The 16,935-nt window shown below is 70.8% G+C and carries 18 protein-coding genes; 4 read left to right on the forward strand and 14 right to left on the reverse strand.

Going from position 1 to position 16,935, the window contains the following annotated elements:
- Window positions 1-24: 24 nt before the first annotated feature.
- The gene (locus FHS29_RS33105) at window positions 25-1,203 is read right to left on the reverse strand and encodes an MFS transporter (protein ID WP_184697983.1); all 1,179 of its coding nucleotides are present in this window, start codon (window positions 1,201-1,203) and stop codon (window positions 25-27) included.
- A 65-nt stretch (window positions 1,204-1,268) separates the two neighbouring features.
- On the opposite strand from FHS29_RS33105, the gene FHS29_RS33110 reads away from it, so the two are divergent.
- Entirely contained in the window at window positions 1,269-1,658 is a 390-nt protein-coding gene (locus FHS29_RS33110; protein WP_184697988.1) for a MerR family transcriptional regulator, read from the forward strand.
- Here the strand turns inward: FHS29_RS33110 and FHS29_RS33115 are convergent.
- Window positions 1,630-2,604 carry a glycoside hydrolase family 113 protein gene (locus tag FHS29_RS33115; RefSeq protein ID WP_184697991.1) on the reverse strand — a complete coding sequence of 325 codons (975 nt, stop codon included), beginning with the start codon at window positions 2,602-2,604 and terminating at the stop codon, window positions 1,630-1,632. The genes FHS29_RS33110 and FHS29_RS33115 overlap by 29 nt on opposite strands.
- Before the next feature lie 94 nt (window positions 2,605-2,698).
- Here FHS29_RS33115 and FHS29_RS33120 point away from each other — a divergent pair, with 94 nt between their 5' ends.
- Complete coding sequence (locus FHS29_RS33120; protein ID WP_312865207.1) at window positions 2,699-3,280, forward strand: TetR/AcrR family transcriptional regulator; 582 nt, start codon at window positions 2,699-2,701, stop codon at window positions 3,278-3,280.
- Between the two features lies 1 nt (window position 3,281).
- Here FHS29_RS33120 and FHS29_RS33125 read toward each other — a convergent pair whose 3' ends face one another.
- The 9 genes from FHS29_RS33125 to FHS29_RS33165 all read right to left on the reverse strand — a co-directional run bounded on the left by FHS29_RS33125 (window position 3,282) and on the right by FHS29_RS33165 (window position 10,692).
- Complete coding sequence (locus tag FHS29_RS33125) at window positions 3,282-3,458, reverse strand: hypothetical protein (protein ID WP_184697997.1); 177 nt, start codon at window positions 3,456-3,458, stop codon at window positions 3,282-3,284.
- Between the two features lie 207 nt (window positions 3,459-3,665).
- Window positions 3,666-4,604 (reverse strand): NAD-dependent protein deacetylase, encoded by a 939-nt coding sequence (locus FHS29_RS33130; protein ID WP_184698000.1) that lies wholly within the window; start codon window positions 4,602-4,604, stop codon window positions 3,666-3,668.
- 246 nt (window positions 4,605-4,850) lie between these two features.
- Window positions 4,851-5,447: a superoxide dismutase family protein gene (locus FHS29_RS33135; RefSeq protein WP_184698003.1), complete on the reverse strand. Its 597-nt coding sequence runs from the start codon at window positions 5,445-5,447 to the stop codon at window positions 4,851-4,853.
- 162 nt (window positions 5,448-5,609) lie between these two features.
- Window positions 5,610-6,983: a cysteine--tRNA ligase gene (gene cysS, locus FHS29_RS33140; RefSeq protein ID WP_184698006.1), complete on the reverse strand. Its 1,374-nt coding sequence runs from the start codon at window positions 6,981-6,983 to the stop codon at window positions 5,610-5,612.
- A gap of 148 nt (window positions 6,984-7,131) precedes the next feature.
- The gene (locus FHS29_RS33145) at window positions 7,132-7,698 is read right to left on the reverse strand and encodes a dienelactone hydrolase family protein (protein ID WP_184698009.1); all 567 of its coding nucleotides are present in this window, start codon (window positions 7,696-7,698) and stop codon (window positions 7,132-7,134) included.
- The gene (locus FHS29_RS33150; RefSeq protein WP_184698012.1) at window positions 7,695-8,744 is read right to left on the reverse strand and encodes an ABC transporter ATP-binding protein; all 1,050 of its coding nucleotides are present in this window, start codon (window positions 8,742-8,744) and stop codon (window positions 7,695-7,697) included. The genes FHS29_RS33145 and FHS29_RS33150 overlap by 4 nt, the downstream gene beginning before the upstream one ends.
- Window positions 8,741-9,541 (reverse strand): molybdate ABC transporter permease subunit, encoded by an 801-nt coding sequence (gene modB / locus FHS29_RS33155; protein WP_184698015.1) that lies wholly within the window; start codon window positions 9,539-9,541, stop codon window positions 8,741-8,743. The genes FHS29_RS33150 and modB overlap by 4 nt, the downstream gene beginning before the upstream one ends.
- Entirely contained in the window at window positions 9,538-10,290 is a 753-nt protein-coding gene (modA, locus tag FHS29_RS33160; protein ID WP_184698018.1) for a molybdate ABC transporter substrate-binding protein, read from the reverse strand. Before modA ends, modB begins: the two co-directional genes overlap by 4 nt.
- 3 nt (window positions 10,291-10,293) lie before the next feature.
- A complete protein-coding gene (locus tag FHS29_RS33165) occupies window positions 10,294-10,692 on the reverse strand; it encodes a TOBE domain-containing protein (protein WP_184698021.1) in 399 nt (132 codons plus the stop codon).
- 238 nt (window positions 10,693-10,930) lie between these two features.
- Here FHS29_RS33165 and FHS29_RS33170 point away from each other — a divergent pair, with 238 nt between their 5' ends.
- Entirely contained in the window at window positions 10,931-13,282 is a 2,352-nt protein-coding gene (locus tag FHS29_RS33170; RefSeq protein WP_184698025.1) for an immune inhibitor A domain-containing protein, read from the forward strand.
- 84 nt (window positions 13,283-13,366) lie between these two features.
- Window positions 13,367-13,945: a hypothetical protein gene (locus tag FHS29_RS33175; protein WP_184698028.1), complete on the forward strand. Its 579-nt coding sequence runs from the start codon at window positions 13,367-13,369 to the stop codon at window positions 13,943-13,945.
- Between the two features lie 875 nt (window positions 13,946-14,820).
- On the opposite strand, the gene FHS29_RS33180 is transcribed toward FHS29_RS33175, so the two are convergent.
- From FHS29_RS33180 to FHS29_RS33190, 3 genes are all read right to left on the reverse strand, one after another.
- Complete coding sequence (locus tag FHS29_RS33180; protein WP_184698030.1) at window positions 14,821-14,979, reverse strand: hypothetical protein; 159 nt, start codon at window positions 14,977-14,979, stop codon at window positions 14,821-14,823.
- A gap of 160 nt (window positions 14,980-15,139) precedes the next feature.
- Window positions 15,140-16,177, reverse strand: a complete 1,038-nt coding sequence (locus FHS29_RS33185) for a GDSL-type esterase/lipase family protein (protein ID WP_184698033.1) — start codon at window positions 16,175-16,177, stop codon at window positions 15,140-15,142.
- Between the two features lie 183 nt (window positions 16,178-16,360).
- Window positions 16,361-16,891 (reverse strand): ArsR/SmtB family transcription factor, encoded by a 531-nt coding sequence (locus FHS29_RS33190; protein ID WP_184698036.1) that lies wholly within the window; start codon window positions 16,889-16,891, stop codon window positions 16,361-16,363.
- Between the last annotated feature and the right edge of the window lie 44 nt (window positions 16,892-16,935).

Consider the following 16,935-nt stretch of genomic DNA (forward strand, 5'->3'; position numbering starts at 1 on the left):
GCAGCACACCGGTCCCACCCGCGTTCAACGCACCGCCGGCCGGAACCCGCGGGCCATCGGGACCACGATCAACACCGGCACCAGCAACACCAGGACCGTCCACGGGAACGATGTCGAACCCACCGCGTCCAGCAGCACACCGCCGACCATCCCACCGCCCGCCATCGCCGCGTTCCACAACGTGACCAGCATGGCTTGGGCGGTGTCGGCCGCCTCGCCGCCCGCGTGGGCGACGGCGGTCTGGAGCAGCGTCGGCACGCCACCCCACCCCAGCCCCCACACCGCCACGGCCGCGTAGACCAGTAGGTGGCTGTCGGTCGACACCGCCAACGCACCGGCCGCGAGCGCCACCAGCACCGCGGTCGCCACCATGAGCGCCCGCAGCCGCCGGTCGATCAGCGCGCCGACGACCCAGATCCCGAGCATCGACGCGACGCCGAACACGAGCAGCACCAGGTCCACCGACCCGCCCATCCCGATCCCGGCCAGGAAAGCGGCGATGTAGGTGTAGAGGACGGTGTGCGCCAGCACGAACACCAGCGTCACGAACAGCACGGCCGCCACACCGGGCACCTTGAGCACCGCCAGGAGTCGCGGACGGCCCGCCCGCTGACCGGGCTGGTCCGGGACCGCCGCGACGATCCAGCCGACGAGCACCACGGCGACCCCGGTCATCACCCAGAACGTGAGCCGCCACCCGAGAGCACCGCCGAGGAACGTCCCGGCCGGGATGCCCAACGACAGCGCGGCCGGGATACCCGCCATCACGATCGCGATCGCCTTGCCCGCCAGGTGCGCCGGGGCGAGGCGGCGGGCGTAGCCGGCGAGCAGCGCCCACACCACGCCCGCCGCCACACCCGCGACGAATCGCGCCACCAGGGTGAGCGGGTAGTCCGCCGAGATCGCGGTGACGGTGTTCGCCGCGGCGAAGCCCGCCACCCCGACCAGCAGCAGGTGTTTGCGCCGCCACGCGGCGGTGGCCGCGACCAGCGGGATGGCGGAGACCGCCGTGCCGACGGCGTACACCGTCACCAACTGGCCGGTCGCCGACTCGCTCACGCCGAGACCGGCGCTCATCGCGGGCAGCACGCCGGCCGGCAGCGCCTCGGTCAGGACGGTGATGAACGCGGCCGTGGTGAGCGCGAGCAGCGCGCCCAACGGCAGTCGGGTCGGCGCGGGCGGGATATCGGTACGCGAAGCCATGCGAAGTATGCTCGAACCCTCACACAGGTGTGAAGGTCCAACCCGACGGCCGTGAGGTGGCGCACATGCGGATCGGAGAGCTCTCCGCGCGGACGGACACGTCCCGCCGGCTGCTGCGCTACTACGAGGAGCGCGGCCTGATCGTCTCCACCCGCTGCGCCAACGGTTACCGCGACTACGCCGGGAACCTGGTGGACCGGGTGTTGCAGATCCGGGGCCTGCTCGACGCCGGTCTGCCCACCCGGCTCATCAAGCAGATCCTGCCGTGCCTGGACAAGCCCAGGGTCATCTACTTCCCCGACGCGACCCCGGAGATGATCGCCACCCTGGAGGAGGAGCGCGACCGGATGACCGAACGGGTCCGCTTCCTCACCCGCAACCGGGACGCGATCTCCGAGTACCTGGCCGCCGTCAAGGAGTACAACCTCACCGGTAGTGCTCCGCCAGCACCGTGAACGCCGCCTTGCGCTCCCGCGTCCCGCCACCGGAGACCTTCACCAGGCCGTAGCTCGCGACGTCGAACTGGTCGCGCAGGTGGAAGTTGGCGTACGTGAAGGCGAACGCCGTGTCCACACCCTCGGCTTCGAAGATGTCCAGCAGCTCACGCAGGTATCCGGCCTGCTCCTGCTCGTCCCGCACGTACTCGCCGTCCAGCCGGGTCGGGTGGCCGTTCTCGTACTCGACCATCATCGCGCTGCGCGCGCCCCGGTCCGCCGCGCCCCGGTACGTGGCCGCGCCGAACTCCGTGATCGCGACCGGTTTCCCCGACGCCACGAGGCCACGGACCATCGCCGGGTAGCGGTCGGCGATCTCGGCCGCCCGATAGGCGTCCACCGCCACGAAGTCGAACGGCGTCCAGTCCACGCCCTCGAACGGAACGGACGCGTACGCGATCTTGCCGCCGAACCGCTCGCGCACCACCTCCACCGCGTCGGCCAGGAAGTCGTTGATCCGCGCGGGAACCTGCGCCAGCAACGCCCCCAGCCGCTCGCGTGGCGTGTCGAGCAGCACGGCGGTTCGCTCGAAGCCGTTGCGGCCCGGCAGGAAGCCGACCGTGAACAGGCTCAGCTCGGCCCCGGTGACCAGCACGACGTCCGCCCCGGCGAGCCGCAGCCCTTCGGCACGTTCCGCGCAATCGGCGAGGAACGCCAACAGTTCCGTGGTGGTCAGCTCGCCCGTGAACGGCGAGAACCACACCTCCAGACCGAGGTCCGCGGCGAGCCGTGCGGCGGTCTCCAGCCGGTCCGGGTCTCCTCCGGTCACCCGGACCGCCGTGCAGTGCAGTTCGTCGCGGATCACCCGCAGATCGCGTGCCACGGTTCCCGGATCCCACGGCTCGTGGGTGGTCACCCCGAACTCGTTGATGTAGCCGGTGTCGTAGTTGATGCCCTTGCCGCGCATGTCCAAACCCTCCGTTTACGGTACTTGGAGTACCCTAACGGCGAAGTTAGCACGGTCCAGTGCGCGACTGTTAGGGTACGGCCGGTACCAGGAGGTGGAGATGTCCGAGACCCGTCGGCGCGGCGCCGCGCTGGAGGGCGCGATCCTGGACGCAGCCGTCGCGGAACTCACCGAGTCCGGGTACGCGGGCCTGACCATGGACCGGGTGGCGAAGCGGGCCGGCACCAACAAGAACGCCATCTACCGCCGCTGGCCCAACCGGGCCGCGCTGGGCATCGCCGCGTACAAGCACGTGGTGGGCCGCGAAACGGCGCTGCCCGACACCGGGGAGCTGCGCGCCGACGTCCTGGAACTGCTGCGGCGCGCCAACCGGTACTGGGCGTCACCGCACGGCGCGATCCTGCGCGAGCTGATGGGCGGCATCGGCGTCCCGGACCTGCTGGCGCAGATCCGGGACGAGGCGGGCGATGCGGGCAGTGCGATGTGGCTGACCGTGCTGGGACGGGCCGTGGCGCGGGGTGAAGCGCGGCCGGAGGCGCTGCACCCGCGGGTGGCCACGGTCGCCGTCGCGTTGCTGCGCAACGAGTTCCTCACCAGTGGCAGGCCGAACGTGCCCGACCGCGTGCTGGTCGAGATCGTCGACGAGGTCTACCTGCCGCTGGTGCGCGGACGGTGAACTACCGCTGCGGTACCAGTTCGCGACCGGACGCGGCGAGGTGCTCCCAGGTGCGGCCGCGCTGGCTGGGCGGCGCGTCGCCGTCCGCGGTGCGCATCGGGTACACCAGACCGAACGGGACGGGCTGGTCGAATTCGTCGCCGCTGCGGATGTCGATCAAGTTCCGGACATGTGCCATCACGACCTCCTTGCGGGAGAAGGGGCCCTGCCGGGGAGGACGGGGCCGTTGACGGTGTGCCGGTTAAATACCCGTTACACCGCAAACACATGCTGCGACATCAGGGTGAACTCACTACGGCAACCCACGTCCGGAGTCGTGCGGCCGGTGATGTCCCGAAGCGCCACCAGACCGACGCACGAGTCCACTGTGGAGCAACTGCCGCGATCACGTCCCGGCGTTCGCCGACGGTTCCGGTGACCTCGGCCGAAACCCCGCCCCGTCACGGAAAGTGGCTCGCAGGATCCCGCACACGTCGGTGAGCGCCTGTCCCAACGGCAGTTCGACGCGTGCCGTCGCGTGCGCATCGCCCCTGGTCTCGCCCTGGTTCACGATCACCACCGGCTTGCCCGCCTTCGCCGCGTGCCGGACGAACCGCAGGCCCGACATCACGGTCAGCGACGAACCCAGGACCAGCATCGACCGGGCTTCGTCGACCAGGCGGAAGCACTCCTCCACGCGCGGGCGCGGCACGTTCTCGCCGAAGAAGACCACGTCCGGCTTCAGCACGCCCCCGCAGTCGGTGCAGGGCACGACCTGGAAGCCGCGCACGTCCTCGTCGGCGAGGTCCGCGTCGCCGTCCGGGTTGATCCGCGCGATGGTCGCCGTGAAGTCCGGGTTCGCCGCGCGCAGCCTGCGGTCCAACTCCTCGCGCGGGCTCAGCCGGCGGCAGCCCAGGCAGATGACGCGGTCCAGGTTGCCGTGCAGCTCCACGGCGTCGGTCGTGCCCGCCGCGTGGTGCAGGCCGTCCACGTTCTGGGTGATCACGCCGGACAGGAAGCCCGCGGCGCGCAGCGCGGCCACGGCGTGGTGACCGGCGTTGGGGTCGGCGCGGGCGATGGTGCGCCAGCCCAGGTGGCTGCGCGCCCAGTAGCGGCGGCGACCCGCCGGGCTGCCGGTGAACTCGTCGTAGGTCATCGGGGTGTGCCGGCGCAGGCTGCCCGCCTCGCCCCGGTAGTCCGGGATGCCCGACTCGGTGGACAGACCCGCGCCGCTGAGCACCACGGCGTCCCGTTCGGCGACCACCCGCACGACCTCGTCCAGGCTCGTCGTACGGGGCAGCGGCGCACCGGTGGCGGTCCAGCTCAGCGTCGGCCGTGTACGCATTGCCCCAGCTTACGTGCGGTTCCCGGCCGTCCGCTGTGCTCGGCGGCGCCGGCGTGGACAGCTGTCGCGCGCGTCACGGGAATGGCGCGTCCGCGGCGGGGCCTGCGGGGATTCCACTCGTCACGACCCGCGACCCGACATCCGTCATGAGCCGTCTTGACCGAAGTGGAGGTGAGTGTGAAAAAGAATCCGATTTCCGACGCGGTGGGCGGGCGGTTCCCGCCCACCGCGGGAAGTGGGTGAAGCCTAGAACTTGACCGTCGCGCAGCCCAGCCGCGGACCGGCGGTGCCCGCCTTGCCGGGCTCGGTGGCGGTCTTCTCGGCGTGGATCACGACCGAACCGGCGCGGCGGTCCTCGAACCGCCACGGCACGACCGTCGTCACGGTGGCGCGCCCGCGCTCGTCGGTGGTGAAGTCGAGCCAGATCTCGTTCTTCGGGTTGGCGTACTGCGGGTCGACCGAAGGCTGCTTCGGGTCCACCACGTGCTGGTGGTGCGCGCCGGAGTCGGCGGGCAGCTGCCCGCACGGCTTCTGGTGGGCGTGCGAGCCGTACGTCCGGTTGGGCACCAGCCCGTACACGCTGAGCTGCACCTTGGTGGAACGCCACTTCGGCGTCGCCACCACCATGACCTTCGAGCCGGGCGCGATGAGGGCGGTGTCGTAGGTGAACGCGTTGGTGGCCGTCTCGGGCGGCGCGAACCGCCCGCTGGTCACCACGACACCGCCGTGACCGTGACCGTGCCCGTCAGGGCTGTCGGGAGCGTTCGGGCTGAGCGCGATCGCGGTGCCGGTGGTGGCCACGAGAGCCACGGTGGCACCGAGCAGGGGGAGGAGACGCTTCACACCTCATGCCTTTCCGAATAGTCGGCGGCCGTTTTGTCCGTACTCTCCCGACGCTAGCACAATGATCTTGCACCGATTCCCCGGCGGAAACGGGCACGCCTTCCCCGAACCGGTGAAAACACCCCGGGTCGACGAATTCACCACGACGTCGGCCGTAATCGATCACACCTTCTCGTGCCACCAGCGGGTGGTCTCCGGGGTGTCCTCGATCAGGATGCCCCGGCCGCGCAGGCTGTCCCGGATCTCGTCGGCCTCGGCGAACCGCCGCGCCGCCCGCAGCTCTCGCCGCCGGGTCAGCTCCGCCTCGATGCGGGCGTCGTCGCCGGCGGGCTGCTCCAGGTCGAACGCGTCGAACAGCTCGTCCACCTCGCGCAGCAGCGCCCGCGCGGCCGGGCCGGGCGGTTCGTCCTGGCGGTTCTGCTCGCGGATGTAGTCGAACAGCGCGGCGACCGCGCCGGGCGTGTCCAGGTCGTGGCGCAGGTGCGTGAAGAACCGGTCGCGGGTCCGCTCGACGAGGGCGAGCGCGGCGGCGCTGTCGGTGTGCGCCGGGTCGACCAGGCGGGCGAAGTTCTCCACCCGCCGGCGGGCGGCGCGCGCGTTGGCCAGCGTGACGTCGTTGAACTCCATGGACGAGCGGTAGTGCTGGCTGAGGAACGCGTAGCGCAGGGTGCGGAAGTCGGCCAGGTCCAGGGCCTGCCGGATGGTGAGGAAGTTGCCGGAGCTCTTGGCCATCTTCGCGCCGTCCACCCGGAGCAGTCCGGTGTGCAGCCAGTGCCGCACCAGCGGCACCTTCCCGGACGCCGCCTCCTGCTGCGCGATCTCCGCCTCGTGGTGCGGGAAGATCAGGTCGACCGCGCCGCCGTGCAGGTCGTACTGCGGGCCGAAGATGGCCTCGGTGATGGCGGTGTCCTCGATGTGCCAGCCGGGCCGGCCGGGGCCGAGCGGCGTGTCCCAGTAAGGCTCACCGGGTTTGCGCGCCTTCCACAGCGCGAAGTCGCCGGGATTGCGCTTCCGCGCGTTCTCGTCGATCCGGGCGACCGAGTCCTCGGCTTCCACGTGGGTCCGGCCGGACAGCTTCCCGTAGTCCGGGAACGTGGACAGGTCGAAGTACCAGCCGTCGTCCAACCGGTAGGCGTGCCCCCGGTCGACGAGTGCCTGCACCTGGGCGACGATGTCGTCGATGTGGTCGTGGGCGCGCTCATAGGTGTCGACCGACGTGTTGTGCAGCGCGGCCATGTCCTCCAGGTAGCGGGCCTCGTACCGCGCGGACAGTTCGCGCGGCTCGACGCCCAGCTCCCGGGCACGGCTGATGATCTTGTCGTCCACGTCGGTGATGTTCTGCGCGTACGTGACGTGGTAACCGCTTTTGCGGAAGAACCGCGCGATGAAGTCGAACTGGGTGTAGGTCTTCGCGTGGCCGATGTGGCTCAGGTCGTAGACCGTGGGGCCGCACACGAACATCCGGACGACTCCGGAGGTCATCGGGCGGAACGGTTCGAGGCTCTTGCTCAGCGTGTTGTAGAGCAGCACGGACACCGGGGATCTCCTCGGAGCGCGGGACGGGGGCTATTGATCCGCCACCGGCCGACACTCCGCCACGACGCGTCGGACCGCGCCGTCCGAGAAGTCGAAGATCACCCACACAAGCGCAGAGTGTATCAGGCAGCACAATGCGTGATAGCCGTCAACCGGAGTGGAAGAACCTGCGCGCGCTGCGCACCACCGAAGCGCTGTGCACCGCGTGGTGGTGCGGGCTGTCCTCGTTGCAGAACCCGTGCCGGGCCTCGTACAGCTCGACCGCGACGGTCGGGCCGGCCAGCCCGCCGACGACCTCGCCGGGGGTGGAGCCGGGCTCCTGCTCGGCGAACACCAGCAGGCACGGGCACCTCGGCCGGTGCCCGGTGTAGTCCCGGATGCGCGAGCCGTAGACGCAGACGATCGAGTCGAACGCGGCGGCGGCCAGCCACGCGGCGGTCGCACCGACGCTGAAGCCCAGGCACAGCACGCGGTGGTGGTCGGTGCGGAGGCCGGCGGCGTGCTCGGCCAGCGCCTCGGCCATGGCCACCACGCCGAGCTCCCCGGTGAACCTCCGGTAGGCCCGCTCCTCCTGCTCCAACGGGAAGACCTCGTTGCCCGGCAGGAAGTTCGGCGTGGAGACCGTCCACTCCGGATGGCGCACGGCCTCCGCCATCCGCTGGATGTGCTTGTCCGGCCCGAAAATCTCGTGGGCGACGACCAGCGCGGTGCTCACGCGGGGTACGTCCGGATCTCGGTGGCCTTGAGCGCGGCCCACAGCGCGTCACCGGGCCCGACCCTCAGGTCCGCCAAGGTCGCCGTGGTGATGTCGGCCAGCACGGGTGGTGTGCCGTCGAGCCGGACCCGGGTGGTGTGGGCGTGCTGCTCGATATCCGTCACGATGACCTGCCAGGTGTTGCGGGGGCTGCCGGACGGCGGCTCGGGGTGGAGGCTGACGGCGCTGGGCGGGAACGCGACGTGCACGGTACCGGAGGCGGGCTCGGCGACGGTGAGCACGCCGCCGTCGGCCAGGGTGACCGCGGTCCCGGCGGCGGTGCCCCGGTACAGGTTGAGGCCGACCAGGTCGGCCACGTAGTCGGTGCGCGGGTGTCGGGCCACCTCGGCGGGCGGTCCGTGCTGCACCGCGCGGCCGTGCTCCACGATGACCAGCCGGTCGGCCAGCACCATGGCGTCCAACGGGTCGTGCGTCACCAGGACGGTGTGGCCGGGGAAGTCGGCCAGGTGCCGGCCCAGTTCGGCGCGCACGGTCAGCCGGGTGCTCGCGTCCAGCGCGGCCAGCGGCTCGTCGAGCAGCAGGAGGCGCGGGCCGGTGGCCAGCGCGCGGGCGAGCGCCACGCGTTGCGCCTGGCCGCCGGACAGCTCGCGGGGCTTGGTGTGGGCGTGGTCGGCCAGGCCGACGCGGTCGAGCCAGTCGCCGGCGAGCGCACGGGCGGTGCCGCGGTGCGCACCCCGGGCGCGCAGGCCGAACGCGACGTTCTCCAGCGCGGTCAGGTGCCCGAACAGCAGGTAGTCCTGGAACACCACGCCGATCGGGCGGCGTTCGGCGGGCACGAAGACCTTCGGCGGCTCGTCCCACGGCTGGTCGTCCAGCCGGATGTGCCCGGCGGACAGCGGCAGGAGTCCGGCGAGCGCGCGCAGCGCGGTGGTCTTGCCCGCGCCGTTCGGGCCGAGCAGCGCGACCACTTCGCCGGGCGCGACGTTCAGGTCGAGTTCCAGCCGGAACCGGTCGCGGGTGACCCGGAGTTCGGCGTGCACGGTCACGTCGGCCCGCCGATCCACCGGTCCCGCAGGCCCGCCAGCACGCCCACCGACACCAGCAGCAGCACGATGCTGAGCACGATCGCCGCGTCCGGCTCGGTCTCCAGGGCCAGGTACACGGCCAGCGGCATGGTCGTCGTCTCGCCGGGGAAGTTGCCCGCGAACGTGATGGTCGCGCCGAACTCCCCCAGCGCACGCGCCCAGCACAGCACCGCGCCCGCGACCACACCGGGCATCACGGACGGCAGCGTGACCCGGCGGAACGTCAGCCAGCGCGACGCGCCCAGCGTGGCGGCGGCCTCCTCGTAGCGGGGGTCGGCCGCGCGCAGCGCACCCTCCACCGAGATCACCAGGAAGGGCATCGCGACGAACGCCTCCGCCACGACCACACCGGCCGTGGTGAACGGCAGCGACACCCCGAACCACGCGTCGAGATACTGCCCGATCAGCCCACGCCTGCCCAGCACCAGGAGCAACGCCACGCCGCCCACCACCGGGGGAAGCACCAGCGGCACGGTCACCAGCGCCCGCAGGAACCCCCGCCCCGGCAGGTCGCCGCGCGCCAGCAGCCAGGCCAGCGGGATGCCGAGCACCAGGCACACCACCGTCGCCAGGCTCGCGCACACCAGCGAGAGCCGCAGCGCCTCCCCCACCTCCGCGCTGAACAGCCGGTCCGGCACGGTCGCCCACGGCGCGCGGATCAGCAGGCCCGCCAACGGGACCAGCAGGAACGCCAACCCCAGCAGGGCGGGCACCACCAGCACGACGGGCAGCCGCCCCCGCGTCCGACGCCGCCTCACGGGCTGTCGAACCCGGCTTCGGCGAGCACCGCACGGCCCTCGTCGGACCGCACGAAGTCCACGAAGGCCTGTGCTCCGGCCGCGTTCGGGGCCTTGGCCAGCGGCGCGATCGGGTAGTCGTTGACCGCCTGGTCCGCCTCGGGGAACGCGATCCCCTCCACCTCGTCCCCGGCGGCTGCCACGTCCGTCCGGTACACCAGGGCGGCGTCGACCTCGCCGAGCCGCACCTTGGTCAGCACGGCCTTGACGTCCTGCTCCAGCGTGTCCGCCCGCAGTGCCACCCCGGCCGCCTCGAACACCTTCCTCGCCGCCGCACCGCACGGGACCTGTTCCGCGCACAACGCGATCTTGGCGTCCGCCCGGCCGAAGTCGACGAGCCCCGCCACCTTGCCCGGATTGCCCTTCGGCACCGCGATCCGGAGCCGGTTGCGCGCGAAGACCGCCGGGGTGGCGGTGATCCCGCCCGCGTCGGCGACCTGCTCCAGGTTGGCGGGCGCGGCGGAGGCGAACACGTCGACCGGCGCGCCCTGGTTGATCTGCTGGGCCAGCGCGGAGCTGCCCGCGAAGTTCAACCTCACCCGCACGCCGGGGTGGGCGGCCTCGAACCTCCTGCCCAGCTCGGTGAACGTCCCGGTGAGCGACGCGGCGGCGAACACCGTGACGTCGCCCGTGACGCCCGAGGCCTGCTGCGTGGAGCCGCACCCGACCAGGGACAGTGCGGCGGCCAGCGCGAGCGCGGTGCGGAACACCCCTCAGCCCTCCGGGATCTCGACGACGACGTGCGTGGACTTGATGGAGGCGACCGCCACGCTGCCCACCTCCAGGCCGAGTTCGTCGGCGGCTTCCCGACTCATCAGCGACACGATCCGGAACGGCCCGGCCTGCATCTCGACCTGCGCCATCACCACGTCCTTGACCACGCGCGTGACGATGCCCCTCATCCGGTTGCGGGCGGACGCGGCGACCGTCGTCCCGGGTTCGGCGCTGTCGGCGAGGCGTTTGGCGAACTCCGCCAGGTCCCGCCCGTCGACCCCTTTGCGCCCGCTGTCCAGCTGGACGGCGGGCAACCGCCCCTGGTCGATCCACCGCCGCACCGTGTCGTCGCTGACGCCGAGCAGCGCGGCGGCCTCACTTATCCGCAGATTCGGCACCACAGCATCGTAGACGCCGCAAACGCGGATCGGGAGGCAGCTTCGGGCCGATGGTGATCGCCGGGCCTGTGCGGTTCCCTGCCGATCGCCACGGTGCCCGCGTGCGAACTGTCCCTTCCCGCCGCCTGCTCCAACGCCGTTGCTCCGTTCCGCTCGCGACTTCCGGCTGTGCCGCGCGGGCGAACGGCTACGTAACGTCCCCGCACGAACCTCTTTCACCTACCAGCTAGGGGATCTCGTGCGAAGACTCTTAATCGGTGCGGCAGCGTTCGCGCTGATCACCGCGGGCGTCACGACCGTGCCCGCGGTCGCGGTGGCGGCCCCGGAGGCCACCACCGACACCGTGCGGCAGCAGACCGACGAGCTGCCGCACCCGCTGGAGGACAAGCGGCGGGCGTTGCGGCAGGAAGCGCTGGCCAAGGTGCTGACCGGCGAGGCGACCACGGAGAAGCGCGGCGCCAGCACGGTGGTCAAGGTCGGCCGCAAGGACAAGGCCGGGCAGCAGGCCAAGGTCGACCAGTACGTGGAGCTGGAACGGGAGAAGGTCGACAAGATCTTCGTGGTGCTCGCCGAGTTCGGCGACGAGCGCCACCCGCAGTACCCCGACCAGGACACCGCGCCGGGCATCCCGGGCCCGCAGCGGTTCGACGGCCCGGCGCACAACCAGATCCCGCAGCCCGACCGGGCGGTGGACAACACCACGATCTGGCAGCCCGACTTCAGCCGCCAGTACTTCCAGGACCTGTACTTCGCCACCTCGCCCGGTGCGAACTCGGTCGCCAACTACTACGACAAGCAGTCCTCCGGCCGCTACAGCGTCACCGGCACGGTGACCAACTGGGTCAAGGTCCGCTACAACGAGGCCCGCTACGGCCGTTCCGACGGCTACCCGTGCGGTTCCAACCTGTGCAACAACAGCTACGAGCTGGTCCGGGACGCGGTCACCCAGTGGGTCGCCGACCAGCAGGCCGCCGGTCGCACCACGGAGCAGATCCGGCAGGAGCTGGCCACGTTCGACGAGTGGGACCGCTACGACTACGACGGCGACGGCGAGTTCAACGAGTCGGACGGCTACCTCGACCACTTCCAGATCGTGCACGCGGGCGGCGACCAGGCCGACCGCGACCCCTGGCAGGGCGAGGACGCCATCTGGAGCCACCGGGGCTACGCGTTCAAGAACTACAACACCGGTCCGGGCACCAACAAGCTGGGCGGCGCGCCGATCGGTGACACCGGCCTGTGGGTCGGCGACTACACGATGCAGCCGGAGAACGGCGGCGTCAGCGTGTTCGCCCACGAGTACGGCCACGACCTGGGCCTGCCCGACCACTACGACGTCAGCGGCGGCGGCACGAACAGCGTCAACTGGTGGTCGCTGATGGGTCAGACGCGGGTCGGGGAGCCGGGCGAGCCTCCGGGCACCCGGGCCAACGAGCTGTCCGCGTGGGACAAGCTCCAGCTGGGCTGGCTGGACTACGAGGTGGCGGTCGCGGGCCAGGAGCGCACGTTCGAGCTCGGGCCGCACGAGTACAACACCGCCAAGGCGCAGGGCCTGGTGGTCGTGCTGCCCGACGTGGCCAAGACGTTCGACTACGGCGACCCGTTCGCGGGCTCGAAGATGTGGTGGAGCGACAAGGGCAACGACCTGGACAACTCGATGACCCGGCCGCTGGACCTGACCGGGAAGTCGACCGCCGAGCTGACCCTCAAGGCGCGCTTCGACATCGAGGAGGACTTCGACTACCTCTACGTCGAGGCCGCCAACGCCGACGGCAGCTGGACCCAGCTGGACGGCACGGTGGACGGGCGACCGTTCCTCCGCGACTCCGGCAACGCGCCCGCGATCAGCGGCACGTCGGGGAACCGCTGGGTGGACATCAAGGTGCCGCTGGGCGCGTACGCGGGCAAGAACACCAAGCTCCGGTTCGCCTACCGCACCGACGGTGGCCTGGCCCTGCAGGGCTTCTTCGCGGACGCGATCACGGTGACCGCGGACGGCGCGCCGGTACTGGAGGACGGCGCGGAGACCGGCACCGGTTGGGCGCTCAAGGGCTTCCGCAGCACGGCCGGCACCGAGACCAAGTCGTTCGACCAGTTCTACATCGCGTCGAACCGCACCTACGAGTCGTACGGCAAGTACAACCGCACCGGCCCCTACCGGTACAGCTTCCCGAACAAGCCGAAGTGGGTGGAGCACTTCCCGTACCAGGACGGCCTGCTCGTGTCGCTGTGGGACACCAGCTACCTGGACAACAACACCAGCGAGCACCCCGGCGAGGGCCTGATCCTGCCGATCGACGCGAACCCCGCGCCGATCTACAACCTGGAGGGCGGGGCGTGGGCGCCGACCGTCAGCGGCTACGACGCGCCGTTCGGGTTGCAGAAGTCGGACTCGTTCACCCTGCACATCAACGGCAAGGCGTCCTACGTGCGCGGTCAGCCGGCGAAGCCGGTGTTCGACGACACCAGGCAGTTCTGGTTCCCGGAGACGCCCACCGCGGGCGTCAAGACACCCGGTGCGGGCGTGGGTCTGCGGGTGCTGTCGCAGTCCGGCACGTCCATGAAGGTCAAGCTGTTCCGCACGAGGTAGCGGGCAGGCGGTAGTCCGTTCGGCGCCGGACGTGATCCATTCAGTGTCACGTCCGGCGTCCGTCCGGCGATGTAGACGGACATGGTGAGATCACGTGGAGCGGTAGTCGCCGCCGTCCTGGTCGTCGGGGTCGCGCTCGGGGGTTGCGCGCAGCAGGCCGCCCCGGCGAGTCCGGTCGGCTCGACCACGAACACGACCGAACCGCTGCGCATCAACCTGTGCGACAACCCCGGCGACCTGACCGCGTGGATGCGCGCCGACGGCCTGCCGGTGGACGACGCCCGCTGCACCGGCGAACCGGCCGACGGCCGCACCCTGCGCGCGTTCGGCAAGTGGACCTTCCCACCGACCGGCCGCAACCAGCCGCACGTGGAGTCGGTGGAGATCGCGGTGTCCCCGGACCGGGGCAAGGACGGGTCCAGCGCGTTCGACGACCTCAAGGGCTCCTACCCGCCGCACGAGCAGCGGTCGGTGGCCGGGCACTACTCGCGGGTGGCCAACGCGCGGGGTCGCACCCTGGTGAACCTGCCGGAACTCGCCGAGCCGCTGAACATCACCGTCACCAGCGCGATGACGAACGCCTCGGACCCGGAGTACGCGAAGATCCGGGCCGCCCACCTGGGGGCGTTGGAGCAGATCGTGCCCGCGCTGGCCAGGTCCTGACCGGTCGGACGTCGCCGGGGCACCGGCGACGCACCGCCGTGCACCCGGCCGAGGAGCGCACGCTCCCCGAACACCACGCCGGGCGGTGCCGCCCGCCCCGGAATGCACCGAATCACCCGCACAAAACAACAGGCGACGAACAATAACTTCCTCACATTCCCGCCGTTGCCCGGAAGCCCTCCACACCCCGAGCGGACACCGACCGCTCTCGCCGCACCGCATGGAATATTCCGGAGTCGCACGGCTGCGCAATGGCCGATTGCGTCAAGTCCGGCACGACTTCCGACACAATGCGGTATGGCCCGCCGTCGGTAGCAGCGCGTTTCGCATCATCACCCGTTCAGCCCCTTCCGGGGATCCGGGCACTCCGAATACCGTCCTGCACGAACCGCGGTCTTGGGGTGAACGCGGTTCAACTCCGGGGGACGGGGGCTGGGGATTCGCACTTTTCCACATCGGATCCACACCGCCCACCACCGGAATTCCGTACCGCGCCGACTCGGCCATTCCGCGGAATGGACCGACGACGTGCCTCCTTGGTGGGCGGTCGTCAAGTCGACGCCGGTCCGGTCCAGACTGCGCGTCAGGCGAGGTCCCCCAGTCCCGCCTGACGCTCGCGAGGGTCGGGGAGTCCGTCCACGGGACTCCCCGACCCTGTTCCACACCAGGGCACAGTCTCGCGACTCGTCACCGAAGACAGCCTCACCGGCTGCGTCCCGCATACTCCTGCCCCTGCGTGTCCGCGCGTCAGCTCGAAGAGCTTTGCAGGGCTCTTGTGGAGATCCTTGGCGGCCCGCCTGTCCGGCGAGGACGCCCTTCACCCATGGCCCCTCACCTCACCCCTCCCCCACACGCCCTCCCACCCCTTACACACGTCAACCAATCCAACGCGTATCAACCCGCACACGCCCCCGACGCGTGAACGAGCAGTCAGCGGCGCACCCGATCAACAGCGCGCCCGACAGCAGAACCAGCACATCATCGCCTTGGACCGCGCACGCGCAGACCAGGACGGTCCAGAGCAGCAGCCTCATGAACCAAGGCTAGGGACGCAGGTCACACCCGTCGAAGGATTTGAGGAAGCCTTAGGGCAGGATTTGAGGAAGCCTTAGGGTTCGACGTTGTCGCCTTGGGTTCCACGTCGTCGAGGACCGCACGACCAACACCCATCACGGTCCCCGACGTCCCCGACCCTCAAGCGACCGCGTGCAGGTTGCCGTCCGTCCCCTCCAAGCACCGCCCGGACCCCGCACCACCGTTGACGAACTCCGTCACGCACCGCCCCAACTGCGCGTGCGCCGCGGCATTGGGATGGAATGACTGCTGCGCCAGGTGAATGCCGATCGCATCCAACCCACCGTTGACCAACGCGTACGGATCCACGGTCAGCCTGCGCTGCCACTCACCAGCCGAACTGGCGCCCTTGCTGCAAGCCTCGCGGTTCTCCGTGGCACGAGAGAAGTCCAGGAACTTCGCACCGGTCCTGGTCGCCGCCCCGCGCAACGCCTCGGACAGCTGCGGCACCGCCACCGTCCGCCCGTAGCCCGCGTCGGCCAGCCGCAACGGGCAGCCCTGCGGACCGTGCAACAGCTTGTCCATCTTCTCCGTCACAGGTGACGCATAGGACGTCAACACCAGCGAATACGCCGAATCCCCATAGCCGGCCTGGGACATCGCCGACCGCACGTCCCGCACCGCCTGTTCCACCTTGGGCGCCATCGCGGCCAGCCGGCCGGGCCACTCCGCCGCCAGCTTCGACCGGCAGCTCGGACCGAACGGGTTCACCCACGCGGCCACGCAGTCGACCATCGTGTCGGCGAACCGCGGGTCGTCGTTGGCCCCGACCTGCACCAGCACGGTGGTGACCCGGTACTGCCGGGCGATCCCGATCAGCCGCCGCGCCTGCGAGCCCTCGGTGTAGTGGGTGGTGTCGGCCAGCGACACGTTCGCCGAGTCCGCGCCCGAGCACGCCAGGTTGAACGTGCGCTCGGCGAGCTGGGTCTTGTGGATCATCGACTGCGTGGAGCGGTGGCACCAGTTGCCGTTCTCGCCCTCGGTGCCCGGCTCGTAGGAGCCCGCGCCCTCGCCCGACATGGCGCTGTCGCCCAGCGACACCGCCGCCGTCTGCCGGGTGTCCACCGCGCCGGCGGACCCCGGCGACACCACCAGCGATGCGCCCAGCAGTGACGCACCGACGAACGCCATCGCGCCCACGACCCGACTCCACGTCACCGCGAGACCTCCACCGCTCGTGGCGTCCTGCGTTGGACGCCAGCCCACGGTAGGGCCGCCACCACACCGCGACAATGAGCCGATACGGCTATCCGCACGCCACCCGGACACGCCGGGCTGATACCGGCCACCGGACACCAACTACCAGAGTCCGACTACCGGCCTACCGGTGGACGGCCTCCGCTACCGACCAGGACGGGCGACCAGCGACCAGAGGTAGCTCAACGCCTCACCCTCCGGCTCGTCCCGATCCAGGAACTCGTTGATCAGCTCCGCCAACCGCGCCTTCAACTCCCCTTGCGAAGCCGGGGTCAACCTCAGCACCCCGCGCGACACGTCACGCCCCGACTCCGGCCCGGCTTCCAGGATCTCGGCCCGGTGCGCCGCCAGCATCGCCAGGTCCACCTGCTGCACCAGGCCGACACCCTCGACGTCGATCAACCCCAACCGCCAGGTGCGACCGGTCGTGCGGTAGGGCCGCTCCAACGCGCCCTTCGCCCCGGTCCGCACCGGTTCGGGCGCCAGGAAGTCGGTCTCGACCAGCGCCCGGATGTGGCGCAGGACGGTCGCGGGTGCCACCTCCAGGCGCTCGGCCAGCTCCTGGTTGGTCCACGCGCGGTCCAGGCACAGGCGCAGGATGCGCCAGCGCAGCGGGTGCGCCAACGCCTTGAGCTCCTCCACCGACGCGGTTCGCGGGGATTGGTCTGCGGGCACCGCAAGAGGCTAGCCCACCCGGACCTTGCCGGGCAGCACAGTGA

The sequence above is a fragment of the Saccharothrix tamanrassetensis genome (genome assembly GCF_014203665.1).
Lineage (GTDB): Bacteria > Actinomycetota > Actinomycetes > Mycobacteriales > Pseudonocardiaceae > Actinosynnema > Actinosynnema tamanrassetense.

Bases quoted from the DNA above. Each gene is read 5' to 3' on its own strand.
- FHS29_RS33115 (WP_184697991.1), bottom strand. From the start codon at position 2,604: ATGCGCGGCAAGGGCATCAACTACGACACCGGCTACATCAACGAGTTC.
- FHS29_RS33105 (WP_184697983.1), bottom strand. From the start codon at position 1,203: ATGGCTTCGCGTACCGATATCCCGCCCGCGCCGACCCGACTGCCGTTG.
- FHS29_RS33130 (WP_184698000.1), bottom strand. From the start codon at position 4,604: ATGCGTACACGGCCGACGCTGAGCTGGACCGCCACCGGTGCGCCGCTG.
- FHS29_RS33125 (WP_184697997.1), bottom strand. From the start codon at position 3,458: ATGGCACATGTCCGGAACTTGATCGACATCCGCAGCGGCGACGAATTC.
- FHS29_RS33110 (WP_184697988.1), top strand. From the start codon at position 1,269: ATGCGGATCGGAGAGCTCTCCGCGCGGACGGACACGTCCCGCCGGCTG.
- FHS29_RS33180 (WP_184698030.1), bottom strand. From the start codon at position 14,979: ATGAGGCTGCTGCTCTGGACCGTCCTGGTCTGCGCGTGCGCGGTCCAA.